The following is a 12,182-nucleotide window of genomic DNA, read 5'->3' on the forward strand; positions in this document are numbered from 1 at the left end:
TCACTTCCCTCCCAGGAGCAGGCCGAGCAGGTTGAGCTCCTGCTTCTCGCTGAGTCCGGTGGCACTGGCGCCCTTGGGCTGCAGGAGGCCGCCGACGAGACCGTTGAGTCCGTCCAGCAGCCCGCTCGCCGGTCCGTTCGGCGCCGGGTTCGCCGGGCTGGCCGGCGTGGGCGCCTTCCGGTTCGTGTCCGTCCCCGGCTTGCCGCCAGTCACCGGCAGCAGCCCCAGCAAGGTGTCCGGGTCCACCACGTAGTGGGCACGGAAGTAGTGGGACAGCCCGTCGTGACCGTTGGTGGTCAGTGCCCAGAACCGGATGTAGTCGAAGAGGTGGTCCCGGTTGCGGGTGAGTGCGCCGGTCAGCTGCTGAAGGCCTGTCGTGCTGGTGGCGAGCCCTCCCCCGGCCGCACGCACGTCCTTCGCGATCGGCGCGGCGGCGCGCAGCAGCTCGTCGGCCCTGCGCAGCACGGGCTCGGACGTCGCCAGCGCCGGGTCGAGCACGTCCGAGAACGCGCGCAGCTCCTCGGCCAGGTCCGGCAGCGCGTCGGTCAGCGGACGCAGCTCCTTGAGCGTCGGGGCGGTGTCGTCCGCCGCATTGCCCAGGTTGCCCAGCGTGGTGCGCAGCACCCGCAGGGTCCCGGGCAGCTTGTCCAGCGTGTGCTCGAGCTTGACCTGCCGCTCACGCACCGCGGTCAGCACCTTGTCGGAGGAGTCGACCAGCTGGTCCATCGCCTTGCCGTCACGGGTGGCGAGCGCGCTCGCCACCGGCTCGAAGTTGGTGATCAACCGGGCCAGCAGCTCGTTGTGCTCGTCGAGCACCGAAGCCATCGCGGTGGCGTCCTTGAGGCTCGGCGACAGCAGCGCCAGCGCCTCGTCGACGTTCTCGCCGTTGCCCTGCATGCCCTCGCCGAGGGTGGTCACCAGCGCCCGGAGCCCGTCACCCGTGGGTTGGTCGACGGTGTTGAGCACCTCGTCGAGACCGACGGAGGTCGCGGTCTGCTCGACGGGGATCACCTCTCCCTCGGGCAGCAGCGGCGCGTCGGGACTCCCCCGGTCGAGGTCGACGTAGCGCTCGCCGAGCAGGCTCACCGGACGGATCGTGAGCCGGGCGTCCGCGTGGAGCGGCCGGGCCTCCGCGCCGAGGTCGAGGCCGACCTCTGCCAGTCCGTCCCGGACGGTGAGGCTCTCGACGGAGCCCACGACGACGCCGTCGATCTTGACCTGGTTGCCCTCGACGAGCGGGGCTGCCGAGAGGAAGCGTGCGCGGACCAGGTCCGCGTCGTCGTCGCTGCCGATGCGCGTGGCGACACCCGCGACGCCGGCGGCGATGAGTACGGCGACCAGGGCGGCTCGGCCGACGTCGGTCAGGGCGTTCGTCCGGCCGTTCATCGCATGCTGCTTCCGTAGGCGTCGGTCCACGGCTGTCCCACCGGGGAGCCGGGGTCCGGGGTCAGGTTCTGCGTCACGCCGGGCCCGGGCTTGCCGGTCGGGCTGGGGATGACGCTCTCGACGCCGGCCTGGATGAGGAACCGGGTGTAGTGGCCCTGGTTGTCGCGGTTGCCGGCGGCCGAGCCCCAGTTGGTGGCCCAGCCCGCGATCTCCGGCGTGTACGGCCGCAGGAAGTCGATCACCGGGGTGAGGCCGGTCATCGCGTCGTCGGCGTCGGGCGCGGTGGCCGTGCCCCCGTCGAGGAGGCCGGGGGTGATCCCGAGCAGCTGGGACAGCTGGTCCAGGGTCGGCCGGAGGTCGCCGACGGTCGGGCGCAGGTCCTGCAGCAACGGACGCAGGTTGCGCGACACCGAGGTGAGGCTGCCCGTCGCGGGCGCCAGGTCCTCGAGCAACGGCAGGGTCACCTCGACCGTGCCCGGAACCCGGGCGAGTGTCGCGTCGGCCTTCTCCAGCACCGGCGGCAGCTTCTGCAGCGTGCTGCCGACGCTGCGCTCCTGGGCGGCGATCGTGTCGGTCGCCGAAGCGAGCGAGCTGACGACCTGCTCGAGGCTCTCGCCGCGCGAGCCGAGGATCTCCATCGTCTGGTTGAACTGGGCGACGATCTGCTTGATCGCCTCGCCGTCGGTGTCGACCTCGCGCAGCACCGCGCCGAGCTCCTCGAGGGCCGGACCGGCCGCCCTGAGGCTGGCGTTGGCGTCCGCCTCGCGGCCGTCGAGGGTCTCCTGGAGCCGCCCGACGAGCGAGGACAGGTGCTTGCGGGTCGGCGCGTCGAGGGCCGACAGCACGGAGTCCAGCTCGACCGGCTCCCGCTGGACACCCGCGAGCATGGCCCCCTCGGGCAGCTCGGCGTTCTCGCCGGCTCCGTCGACCACCCGGACCAGGCGCTCCCCGAGCGCCGCCTTCCACACGACCTCGACGGTGGCGCCGTCATGGAGCGGGCCGAACTCGTCGTCGAGGGACAGCTCGAGCTGCGCCCTGCCGTCCTTGACCTCGATGCCCGTGACGCTGCCGGCCTCGTAGCCGTCGTACATCACCGAGCTGCCGACGAACAGGTTGCCCGCGTTGGGGATCACCGCGCTGACGCGGTAGCCGTCACGCTGGTCGAGCGTCACGACGGCGCCACCGACCAGGGCGATCCCGAGGATGCCGATCGCGAGGCCGGGTCGGACCTTCAGCCGGGGCCGACTCATCAGTCCATCCCCAGGGGGCCGGCGGAGTCGCCCGCCAGGAACTGCCGGACGAAGGGGTCCTCCGAGTTGAACGCGGCGTCGGCGTCGCTGTAGTGGACGGCCTTGCCCTTCCAGATGACGCCGACGTAGTCGCTGACCTTGCGGGCCGTCCGGATGTCGTGGGTGACCACCAGGTAGGTGCCCTTGTGGCGCTCGTGCATGTCGAGGATGACGTCGTTGAGCAGGCTCGTGCGCACAGGATCCAGGCCGGAGTCGGGCTCGTCGAAGAGGACGATGTCGGGGTCCAGGATGAGCGCGCGGGCGAAACCGGCCCGCTTGCGCATGCCGCCCGACACCTCGCTGGGCAGCTTCGCCGCGGCCCCCTCCAGGCCCACCTCCGCGAGCCGGTCCATCACCATGTCGCGCACCAGTGCCTCGGGGGTGTCCGTGTGCTTGCGCAACGGGAAGGCCACGTTGTCGAAGATGTTCATCGACCCGAACAGCGCGCCGTCCTGGAACAGCACACCGAAGCGCTTGCGCAGCTCGTAGCGCTCGGGCTTGCTGATGTTCCAGATGTCCTGGCCGAAGATCAGGACCTCGCCCTCGTCGGGCTCGAGGAGCCCCACCAGGTGCTTGATCAGGACGCTCTTCCCCGTTCCGGACGGACCGAGGATGGTCGTGATCGCGTTGTCCACGAAGTTCAGGTCGAGGCCGGTGAGGATGTCGTACGGCCCGAAGCTCTTGTGGACGTTGCGGACCTCCATCGAGTGCTGGTTGCCGGACGCCCCGGGAGCGGTGTTCATGGCGGTGTTCACTGCGGTGCTGGGAGCAAGGGTGGTCATGACGAGTTCCTCTGCGGGAGGTGCGGACGGGAGCGTGCGCTAGTTGCCGATGGGTGCATTCGGTGAGAGGCCCCAGAAGAGCTGGGTCCCGAGGGCGCCGATCATGTGGATCAGCACCATGTTCAGGACCATGGATCTGGCGGTGTTCTTGCCGACCTCGACCGATCCCCCGCGCACCGTGTAGCCGTAGTAACAGGCCACGAACACGATGGCTGTCCCCATGGTCATCCCCTTGACCATGGAGAAGAGGAAGTCGAGCGGGTTCTGGTAGAGCCAGAAGATGTACATGTGGCCCCCGGGCGAGACGCCACCGACGTAGTAGACGGTCACCAGGATCTCGCCGAGCGACATCATCCCCAGGCTGACGGCGTACAGGAACGGCATGGACAGCCAGGCCGCCACGACGCGGGTACCGACGAGATAGCTGCGCGAGTCGACCCCCATCACCTCGAGGGCGTCCACCTCCTCGGCGATCCGCATCGAGCCGATCTCCGCGACCAGGCCACAGCCGATCTTGGCGGCGAGGATGTAGCCCCACATGTAGGGCACCAGCTCGCGGACCGCGCACCAGGCGTTGAAGATGCCGGAGTAGATCGGTGCCCCGACCTGCTTGAGCGTGTAGATCGCCTCGGTCCCGCACATCGTCCCCATGACGAACTGCATGGCCCAGATGATCAGCGCGCTCGACAACACGAGGATCGCGGCCTGGCGGACCACCTCGGTCCAGTGGGCGCGCACCTCGGGAAGGCTGCGCGTCACCTGCCAGGAGAAGCGGAGGATCTCGCCACCGGTCGTGAGTGCCGCACGCACCGAGGCAGCGGCGCTCGACAGCGAGATCTCGCTGTCCTGCGGCGTCGGGGCGCTGGGGCGGTCAGCGCGCGGGCGCTCGGGAGTCGTCGTCATCGCGGGCGCCCTACTTGAAGACCTGGATGTCGGGGTTGAGCCCGAGCAGGATGTTGGTGAAGACGACGTTCACGACCCAGATCAGGGCGAACGCGATGACCACCGCCTGGTTGACAGCACGGCCCACGCCGATCGCCCCACCCTTGGCGTACATGCCCTTGTAGCAGCAGACGACGCCGATGATCAGGCCGAACAGGGTGGTCTTGACGACGCTGCCCCAGATGTCCGGTGTGGTCAGGTTGGCGAACAGGCTGTTGTAGAACGCCCACGGGTTCGCACCGAGGATCGGTACGGCGGCGATGAACCCGCCGAGGAGGCCGAAGCAGAGCGCGATGATGTCCAGCAGGCCGGTGATGATCGTGACCGCGACGATGCGCGGCAGCGCCAGCGCCCGGATCGGGTCGACGCCGAGCACCTCCATCGCGTCGATCTCGTCACGGATCCGGCGGGCGCCGAGGTCGGCGGTGATCGCCGAGCCGACGACGCCGGCGACGACCATCGCGTTCACCCACGGGGCGAACTCACGGATGCTGGCCATGATGAAGAAGGAGCCCAGTCGCTCGGGCATCCCGAACAGGGCGTAGATGTTGCCGCCCTGCAGTCCGGGGGCGCCGAGCCCGAAGAACGTGCACGACACGGCCATCGGGATCCAGCACTGCTTGAGGATCTGGAACATCTGGTCGACGGTGTCGCGCCAGTAGTCCCACGGTCCGCGGACCGCCATCCAGATGACGGAGCCCCCGAGCCGGGTCATCTCGCCCAGCTCGGTGACACCGGCTGCGAGAGTCCCTGGAGCGGGTGCAGTCCTGCGTGTCGCATTCCCCATGAATGGTTCACCGCCTGCCTCGGTTGAAGTCGTGCTCAACCTCTCAGCGACGTGTGACGGGTGACATGGTCACCGCTGACAAAAAGCCCGGCACGCTTTGTGGACTGCTGGCAAGGCCGTCCCGGACGTCCTGACCTAGCGTCGAGGACATGCCGGAGACCTCACGAAAGAACGCGCCCGTGCCCGCGCCCGTGGCCCGGATCGACTTCCCCAGCGCGGTTCGTGGCGCGTCGACGGGGTTCAGCATCCTGCTCATCGGCGGCTTCCTCGCCCCGATGCTGACCCTGGTCTCCACCCTGGCCGCCGCTGTGTGGCTGGGCGGCGTCGCGGTGGTCTCCTTCGCGATCGCGGCACGACACAGCCAGCGGGCCGGGATCCCCGCACTGCACGGGATCTTCGCCGCCCTCCTCGCCTACGCGCTGGTGCTCCCGCTGCTGCTGCCGTTCGAGCAGGGCCGCGACGTGCGACAGATCGCGCAGACCATGCTGACCGCCGTCATGGTCGGCGCGATCACCGGAGCCGTGGCGGCACGTCGTGTTGTCCCGAGCAGCCAAAGCCGCGGCCGGACTCTGGTGCGGCGAACCGGTCCGGCGCGTCGCGTCAGTACCTAGCGTGCGGGTCGGACCATCCGACCACCCCAGGAGTGAACGCCATGACTGCACCCGTCGCCATCGTCACCGGATCCGCGAAGGGCATCGGCCTCAGCATCGCCCGCGAGCTCACCGGACGCGGCTACCGCGTGGTGGTCTCCGACATCAACGCCAGTGACGCCGAGGTGGCCGCCAAGGAGCTGGACGGCGCGATCGCCGTGCCCTGCGACGTCCGTGACGAGGACCAGGTGAAGGCCCTGGTGGCGGACACCGTCGCCCATCACGGCCGCCTCGACCTGATGGTGCCCAACGCCGGCATCGGCATCGTGTCCCCGATCCTCGAGACCGACCTGGCCACCTGGCGGCAGGTGACGTCGGTCAACCTCGACGGCGTCTTCCTGTCACTGCGCTGGGCAGCTCCGGCGATCATCGCCTCGGGCGGCGGATCGATCGTCAACCTCGCCTCCGTGAGCGGCACCACCGGCACCCCGCTCATCGCGTCCTACGCTGCCGCCAAGGCCGCCGTCATCAACCTGACCAAGACGGCCGCGATGGAGTTGCGCCCCCACGGGGTGCGGGTCAACGCCGTCCTGCCCGGCTTCATCGGTACCGACCTGGTGTCCGACGCGGCGCCCGAGTTCGAACGTCACCTCGGCCTCGAGGCCGGCGCGTTCGGCCAGGTGATCGAGGCCAAGCAGGGCCGCTTCGGCGCACCCGACGACGTCGCGCGGGCGGTGGCGTTCCTCGCCGACGCCGAGCAGACCTGGGTGACCGGCACGGCGTTCACCCTCGACGGCGGGCTGACGTCCAGCCTGATCTGACGGCTGCACTCCCTCGGGGTCGCCGTGCCACGATGAGACGGTGACGCCGACGATCCTGTGGTTCCGCCGGGACCTGCGCCTCGGCGATCACCCGGCCCTGCTGGCGGCCGCGGAGACCGGGCCGGTGCTGCCGGTCTTCGTCCTGGACGAGGTGCTGCTGGGCTCCGCCGGCCCCGTCCGGACAGCGTTCCTGCACGCCTCGCTCAGCGCCCTCGACGCCAACCTGCGCCGCCATGGCCCCGGCCTCGTCGTACGCACGGGGCGACCCGCCACCGTGCTCGCCGACCTGGTCCGGGAGACGGGCGCCCGGGAGGTCCACGTCAGCGCCGACTTCGGCCCGTACGGCGCCCGCCGGGACCAGCAGGTCGAGGAGTCCCTCGACGTGCCGCTGGTCCGGACCGGTTCGCCGTACGCCGTCGCGCCCGGCCGCCTCACCACCGGCGCCGGCCAGCCGTACCGCGTGTTCACACCGTTCCACCGCGCCTGGGTCGAGCACGGCTGGCGCGCTCCGGCCGACTCCGATCCGGCCGCCGTCGACTGGGTCGGCGCCCCGGGCGAGGAGATCCCCGCGGCCACGACCGGGATCGCGCTGCCGGAGGCCGGAGAAGGACCGGCCCTGCAGCGCTGGCGCGACTTCGTCGGCACGCCGTACGACGACATCCGCGACCGCCCGGACCTGGACGAGACCTCGCGCCTGTCGACCGCCCTGCGCTGGGGCGCCATCCACCCCCGCACCCTGCTGGCGGACCTGGACGCACGCAACCCCCACGACGCGGTGTTCCGCAAGGAGCTGGCGTGGCGGGAGTTCTACGCGTCGGTGCTGCACGCGTGGCCGGAGTCGGCCCGCGACTACTTCCGCCCCGAGCTCAAGGACCTGCCTTACGTCACCGGCAGGGAGCTGCGGCGCCGCCTCGAGGCCTGGGCCGCGGGCGAGACCGGCTTCCCCATCGTCGACGCGGGGATGCGGCAGCTGCTGGCCGAGGGGTGGATGCACAACAGGGTGCGGATGATCGTGGCGTCGTTCCTGGTCAAGGACCTGCAGGTCGAGTGGCAGCACGGCGCGGCCCACTTCATGGCGCACCTCGTGGACGGCGACGTCGCGAGCAACCAGCACAACTGGCAGTGGGTGGCCGGGTGCGGCACCGACGCGGCGCCGTACTTCCGGATCTTCAACCCGATCACCCAGGGCGAGAAGTTCGACCCGGAGGGCGACTACATCCGCCGCTGGGTGCCCGAGCTCGCCGAACTCCCGACTCCGGCAATCCACCGCCCCTGGCGCTCCGAACCACCCCCGGGCTATCCCGAGCCGATGGTCGACCATGCCGTCCAGCGCAACGAGGCGCTGGCGGCGTACCAACTGATCCGAGGGCAACGCACATGACCGACGCGCCAGCGTTCACCGACATCCGTCTGCCGAAGGAACCGCGCGCCATCGCGCTGGTCCTGCACGGCGGGGCCGAGACGGGCACGGCGCCGGTGGACGCGCGCAGCCTCTCGTGGCGCCGCGGCCGCGTGCTCACCCGCCACCTCGCTCCCGCGTTGAAGGCGGACGGGATCGGCCTGATGATGCTGCGCTACCGGGTCAAGGGCTGGAACGCCCGGCCCGGCGCGCTGCCGGACCCGGTGCCGGACGCACGGTGGGCGCTCGACGAGATCCGGCGCCTGCACGACCTCCCGGTCGTGATCGTGGGTCACTCGATGGGCGCCCGCACGGCCGTCGCCGTGGCCGACGACCCGTCGGTGCGTGGGGTGGTCGCCCTGGCCCCGTGGTTCCCGAAGGACGAGCCGGTCGACGCGCTGGCCGGCAAGGTGCTGCACGCCGCGCACGGCCGGAGCGACCGGATCACCTCCGCCAAGGCGACCATCCGGTACGTCGAGCGAGCCGGCGTCGTCACGAAGGAAGCGACCTTCGTCGACATGGGTCCGGTGGGCCACTACCTGCTGCGGCAGTCGCGCCTGTGGAACCTGGTCGCGACGCGCGCCGTACGCGAGACGCTCCTGGACCTCTGAGCGACCGGTTCGGCCAAGGGTTCAGGCGAGCGCCAGGAAGACCTTCTCCAGCTTCTTGGCGTCGACGCTCTCCGGGCCGCCCTCCGCGAGGCACTTCTGCAGTCCTGTGGACACGAGGGCGTAACCGCCGCGGCTGATCGCCTTGTTCACGGCGGCGAGCTGGAGCAGCGCTGCCTCGCAGTCGGCGCCCTCCTCGAGCATCCGGATCACCGAGGCCAGGTGGCCGTTCGCGCGTTTCAGGCGCGTGATGATCGCCTTGATCTCCTCAGGCTCCAGCTGCATGGCGCTCTCCTGCGTCGGTGGTCAGTGCGTCCATCATCCCGGTCAGCCGGGCGCGGGCATCAGCCGCCACCACGCCCAGCTCGGGGTCCGGCGCGATCGTCGCCATGAAGGCGGGGTCGAAGACCTCGACCCGGCTGTGCTGGGGGTCGATCTCGGTGACCACGACGTTGCAGGGCAACAGCGTGGCGATTCGCGGGTCGGCCTGGAGCGCACGATGTGCCAGCTGTGGGCGGCAGGCACCGAGGATGACCTGCGCGGGCACCTCCACCCCCAGCTTGGCGAGCAGTGTCGCCCGCAGGTCGATCTCGGTGAGGACGCCGAATCCGGCGTCGCCGAGCAGCTCCCGCACCCGCGCCACGGTGGCGTCGTACGACGTCGCGACGGTGGCGCTCAGGGTGAAGTCGATGGTGCTCATGGGGTTCCTCTCCTCGTTTGACTTATCCCCCCGGGGGGTTATGCTGGTGCCAATCGTATCCCCCCGGGGGGTTAAAGGAAAGGGGGCGCCACCGTGGCGCAGACAACGCACGAGCCCACCGCCGCCGCGACGTCGACCTGGCGACCCGGCCCGCTCGGCCGCCTCGGTGTCTGGGTGACCGGGCACCGCAGGGTGGTCGGCATCGGCTGGATCGTCGTGGTGATCGGCCTGGGGATCTTCGCTCCTTCGGTCGAGAAGAACCTCTCGGGCGCCGGTTGGCAGGCGAACGGCTCGGAGTCCGTCGCCACGCGCGACCTGGTCCAGGAGCACTTCGGCGGCGCGGCGAGCCACGCGATCCAGGTCGTCGTGCACAGCTCCGACGGCCCACTCACCGAGGGCGACGGACCACGGGTCCTCGCCGAGGTGGCCCGCATCCTCGAGGACGAGCCGCGGTTGGCCGAGGTGATCGCACCCATGCCCGGCATCAGCATGTCCGGTGACCAGCACACGGGAGTCGTCCTCGCCGGCGCCGGCGTCGACACCAATGAGATGGTCCGGGTCGCGACCGAGCTGAAGGAGGAGCTCCAGGCCGTCTCGACCGACTCCGTCCAGGTGAACCCGACCGGCTCATCCCTGCTGTGGTCGGACTTCAACGAGGCCAACCTCGAGGCGATGCTGACCTCGGAGCTGTACTCGTGGCCCGTGACACTGGCGATCCTTGTGCTGGCCTTCGGCGCCCTGGTCGCCGCCGGCCTCCCCCTCCTGCTCACGCTGGCCGGACTGGTCGCCTCTGCGGGCTCACTGGTCCTGATCAACGAGTTCGTGCCCGTGTCGATCTGGGCGATGAACTTCGCAATGATGTTCGCCCTTGCCCTCGGGATCGACTACGCCTTGTTCCTCGTCGTGCGCTACCGCGCTGCCCGGATGGGCCGCCACGGCTCCCCGCAGCGGGCGATCGCGGAGACCATGGACACCGCCGGCAAGGCCGTGCTGCTGTCCGGCGTGACCGTCCTCGTCTCGCTCTCGGCCGTGATGCTCGTGCCGTCACCGTCCTTCCGCTCCATGGCCGGCGGCATCATGATCTCCGTCGTCTTCGTGCTGGCCGCAACGCTGACCCTGCTGCCCCTCGTGCTCTTCAAGCTCGACCAACGGATCAACCGGTTCGCCCTGCCCTGGGCACGGGTCGGCGAGCACCGCTCCCCCCTCTTCGCCCGCTGGGGCGAGCACCTGTGGCGGCGCCCGTGGGCGTGGGGCATCGGCTCCACTGCGGTCCTCGTGTTGCTGGCCACACCGATCCTCGGCCTGCAGACCGGCATGCCGTCGATCAAGGTCCTCCCGGACGACGCCAGTGCGCGCATCGGCTACGAGCAGGTCAAGGAGGCCTTCGGCCCCGGTGCGCCGGGCATGCTGCAGGTCGTGGTGCCCGACGCTGATGTCGCGAGCGCCACGGAGGTGATCGCCGCCGATCCCGGTGTCGAAGCCGTCATGCCCGCCCAGCCCGCCGCCGACGGCTCAGGGCGCCAGCTGATCCAGGCGGTTCCGACCGTGGACCCCTCGGACCCCGCCCTGCCCGACATCCTCGACCGGCTGCGATCTGACTTGCCGTCCTCCGCCCTCGTGGGCGGTGCAGCGGCCGAGAACATCGACCTCACCACGCAGCTGGACCGGTCCACGCCGCTGGTGATCGGCGTTGTCCTCGTCCTGGGCTTCCTCCTGCTGCTGTTCGCGCTGCAGGCGCCGCTGATCTCGCTGCTCGGCACGCTGGCCAGCCTGCTGTCCACCGCCGCTGCCTTCGGCGTGGCCCGGCTGGTCTTCCAGGACGGCCACGGGTCCGGGCTCCTCGGGTTCGAGCCGCAGGGCTTCCTGGACGCGTGGGCTCCGGTGTTCTTCTTCGCGATGATCTTCGCGATCGCGATGGACTACACCGTGTTCCTCCTCGCCTCGGCAAAGGAGCACTGGGAGAAGTCCGGCGATCCGAAGGAAGCGATGGTCGGCGCCGTGGCCCACTCGGGTCGGGTGATCTTCGCGGCCGGCGGCGTGATGGTCGCGGTCTTCTTCACCTTCGCCCTGTCCGGCCCGCTGCCGCCCAAGGAGATGGGCGTCATCCTCGGCGTCGCGGTCCTGCTGGACGCCTTCCTGGTTCGCCTCGTCCTGCTCCCCGTGCTGCTGCGCCTGACCGGTACGGCGGCGTGGGCAACGCCGGCCTGGTTGCAGCGAGTCCTGCCCACCATCACCTTCGCCCACGAATGACCGACCGAGAGGACAACACCATGACCACCGAGACCATCGAGACCACCCAGCAGGCCTCGCCCCACGGCAGGGTCGTCCTCGACGACCTCTCCCCGCTGCACCGCAACCTGCGCCGCGCGATCCCCGACGTCTACCGGGGCTTCGGAGAGCTGTCGAAGGCGGCCTTCGCCGACGGCGCCCTGGACAAGAAGACCAAGGAGCTGATCGCGCTGGCGATCGGCGTCGTGGAGGGCTGCGACGGTTGCGTCGCCTCCCACGGCCAGGCCGCCGCGCGAGCCGGCGCCACGAAGCAGGAGGCCGCCGAGGCGATCGGTGTGACCTTCCTGATGCACGGTGGTCCCGCGACCATCCACGGCGCCCGCGCCTACGACGCGTTCTGCGAGTTCGCTGACGTGCTCTCCGGCGAGAGCGGGGCACGATGAACATCGACCGCGCAGTCCTCGCCCTTGCCGGAACACTCGTCCTGGTCAGCATCGCCCTGGCCACCCTCGTCTCGACCTGGTGGCTGCTGCTCACCGCCTTCGTGGGAGCCAACCTTTTCCAGTCGAGCATCACCGGCTTCTGCCCGGCAGCCCTGGTGCTGCGCAGGTTCGGCGTGCAGTCAGGCTGCGCCTTCCGCTGACGGGGC

Annotated in this window: 14 protein-coding genes; 7 read left to right on the top strand and 7 right to left on the bottom strand. The window is 70.3% G+C overall.

Translation table 11 applies throughout. The annotated features are described in order from the left end of the window. From ASD84_RS02820 to ASD84_RS02840, 5 genes are read right to left on the bottom strand one after another with little or no spacing between them, the layout of a single operon-like run. Positions 1–1,386 (bottom strand): MlaD family protein, encoded by a 1,386-nt coding sequence (locus tag ASD84_RS02820; protein ID WP_056706461.1) that lies wholly within the window; start codon positions 1,384–1,386, stop codon positions 1–3. After that, positions 1,383–2,636, bottom strand: coding sequence for an MlaD family protein (locus ASD84_RS02825; RefSeq protein ID WP_056706464.1), 1,254 nt, complete (start codon positions 2,634–2,636; stop codon positions 1,383–1,385). Before ASD84_RS02825 ends, ASD84_RS02820 begins: the two co-directional genes overlap by 4 nt. Continuing rightward, positions 2,636–3,457 (bottom strand): ABC transporter ATP-binding protein, encoded by an 822-nt coding sequence (locus tag ASD84_RS02830; protein ID WP_056706465.1) that lies wholly within the window; start codon positions 3,455–3,457, stop codon positions 2,636–2,638. The genes ASD84_RS02825 and ASD84_RS02830 overlap by 1 nt, the downstream gene beginning before the upstream one ends. Positions 3,458–3,496: 39 nt before the next feature. Beyond that, positions 3,497–4,360: an ABC transporter permease gene (locus tag ASD84_RS02835; RefSeq protein WP_056706468.1), complete on the bottom strand. Its 864-nt coding sequence runs from the start codon at positions 4,358–4,360 to the stop codon at positions 3,497–3,499. Positions 4,361–4,370: 10 nt separating this feature from the next. Then, positions 4,371–5,114 (bottom strand): MlaE family ABC transporter permease, encoded by a 744-nt coding sequence (locus ASD84_RS02840; protein WP_056706470.1) that lies wholly within the window; start codon positions 5,112–5,114, stop codon positions 4,371–4,373. 221 nt (positions 5,115–5,335) lie between these two features. Here ASD84_RS02840 and ASD84_RS02845 point away from each other — a divergent pair, with 221 nt between their 5' ends. From ASD84_RS02845 to ASD84_RS02860, 4 genes are read left to right on the top strand one after another with little or no spacing between them, the layout of a single operon-like run. Then, on the top strand, positions 5,336–5,797 hold the full coding sequence (locus tag ASD84_RS02845; protein ID WP_056706472.1) for a hypothetical protein: 462 nt from the start codon (positions 5,336–5,338) through the stop codon (positions 5,795–5,797). 41 nt (positions 5,798–5,838) lie between these two features. Then, a complete protein-coding gene (locus tag ASD84_RS02850; protein WP_056706474.1) occupies positions 5,839–6,597 on the top strand; it encodes a glucose 1-dehydrogenase in 759 nt (252 codons plus the stop codon). 40 nt (positions 6,598–6,637) lie between these two features. Then, positions 6,638–7,978 (top strand): cryptochrome/photolyase family protein, encoded by a 1,341-nt coding sequence (locus tag ASD84_RS02855; protein ID WP_056706476.1) that lies wholly within the window; start codon positions 6,638–6,640, stop codon positions 7,976–7,978. After that, on the top strand, positions 7,975–8,607 hold the full coding sequence (locus ASD84_RS02860) for an alpha/beta hydrolase (RefSeq protein WP_056706478.1): 633 nt from the start codon (positions 7,975–7,977) through the stop codon (positions 8,605–8,607). Before ASD84_RS02855 ends, ASD84_RS02860 begins: the two co-directional genes overlap by 4 nt. 21 nt (positions 8,608–8,628) lie before the next feature. Here the strand turns inward: ASD84_RS02860 and ASD84_RS02865 are convergent, their stop codons facing one another. Continuing rightward, entirely contained in the window at positions 8,629–8,889 is a 261-nt protein-coding gene (locus ASD84_RS02865; protein WP_056706480.1) for a metal-sensitive transcriptional regulator, read from the bottom strand. Then, positions 8,873–9,304 carry a DUF302 domain-containing protein gene (locus ASD84_RS02870; protein WP_056706482.1) on the bottom strand — a complete coding sequence of 144 codons (432 nt, stop codon included), beginning with the start codon at positions 9,302–9,304 and terminating at the stop codon, positions 8,873–8,875. The genes ASD84_RS02865 and ASD84_RS02870 overlap by 17 nt, the downstream gene beginning before the upstream one ends. A 93-nt stretch (positions 9,305–9,397) precedes the next feature. Between ASD84_RS02870 and ASD84_RS02875 the strand changes: the two genes are divergently transcribed. Genes ASD84_RS02875 through ASD84_RS02885 form a run of 3 tightly spaced genes read left to right on the top strand, consistent with a single transcriptional unit; the run spans position 9,398 to position 12,176 of the window. Beyond that, the gene (locus ASD84_RS02875) at positions 9,398–11,554 is read left to right on the top strand and encodes an MMPL family transporter (RefSeq protein WP_056706484.1); all 2,157 of its coding nucleotides are present in this window, start codon (positions 9,398–9,400) and stop codon (positions 11,552–11,554) included. A gap of 20 nt (positions 11,555–11,574) precedes the next feature. Further along, the gene (locus ASD84_RS02880) at positions 11,575–11,976 is read left to right on the top strand and encodes a carboxymuconolactone decarboxylase family protein (RefSeq protein ID WP_056710571.1); all 402 of its coding nucleotides are present in this window, start codon (positions 11,575–11,577) and stop codon (positions 11,974–11,976) included. Then, positions 11,973–12,176, top strand: coding sequence for a DUF2892 domain-containing protein (locus ASD84_RS02885; protein WP_056706487.1), 204 nt, complete (start codon positions 11,973–11,975; stop codon positions 12,174–12,176). Before ASD84_RS02880 ends, ASD84_RS02885 begins: the two co-directional genes overlap by 4 nt. Positions 12,177–12,182: the final 6 nt, after the last annotated feature.

Source organism: Nocardioides sp. Root682 (assembly GCF_001427795.1).
GTDB lineage: Bacteria > Actinomycetota > Actinomycetes > Propionibacteriales > Nocardioidaceae > Nocardioides.

Excerpts from the sequence above, each read along its gene's own strand:
- ASD84_RS02865 (WP_056706480.1), bottom strand. The coding sequence starts at position 8,889 with ATGCAGCTGGAGCCTGAGGAGATCAAGGCGATCATCACGCGCCTGAAA.
- ASD84_RS02860 (WP_056706478.1), top strand. The coding sequence starts at position 7,975 with ATGACCGACGCGCCAGCGTTCACCGACATCCGTCTGCCGAAGGAACCG.
- ASD84_RS02880 (WP_056710571.1), top strand. The coding sequence starts at position 11,575 with ATGACCACCGAGACCATCGAGACCACCCAGCAGGCCTCGCCCCACGGC.
- ASD84_RS02835 (WP_056706468.1), bottom strand. The coding sequence starts at position 4,360 with ATGACGACGACTCCCGAGCGCCCGCGCGCTGACCGCCCCAGCGCCCCG.
- ASD84_RS02825 (WP_056706464.1), bottom strand. The coding sequence starts at position 2,636 with ATGAGTCGGCCCCGGCTGAAGGTCCGACCCGGCCTCGCGATCGGCATC.
- ASD84_RS02840 (WP_056706470.1), bottom strand. The coding sequence starts at position 5,114 with ATGACCCGGCTCGGGGGCTCCGTCATCTGGATGGCGGTCCGCGGACCG.
- ASD84_RS02870 (WP_056706482.1), bottom strand. The coding sequence starts at position 9,304 with ATGAGCACCATCGACTTCACCCTGAGCGCCACCGTCGCGACGTCGTAC.
- ASD84_RS02845 (WP_056706472.1), top strand. The coding sequence starts at position 5,336 with ATGCCGGAGACCTCACGAAAGAACGCGCCCGTGCCCGCGCCCGTGGCC.
- ASD84_RS02830 (WP_056706465.1), bottom strand. The coding sequence starts at position 3,457 with ATGACCACCCTTGCTCCCAGCACCGCAGTGAACACCGCCATGAACACC.
- ASD84_RS02820 (WP_056706461.1), bottom strand. The coding sequence starts at position 1,386 with ATGAACGGCCGGACGAACGCCCTGACCGACGTCGGCCGAGCCGCCCTG.
- ASD84_RS02850 (WP_056706474.1), top strand. The coding sequence starts at position 5,839 with ATGACTGCACCCGTCGCCATCGTCACCGGATCCGCGAAGGGCATCGGC.
- ASD84_RS02885 (WP_056706487.1), top strand. The coding sequence starts at position 11,973 with ATGAACATCGACCGCGCAGTCCTCGCCCTTGCCGGAACACTCGTCCTG.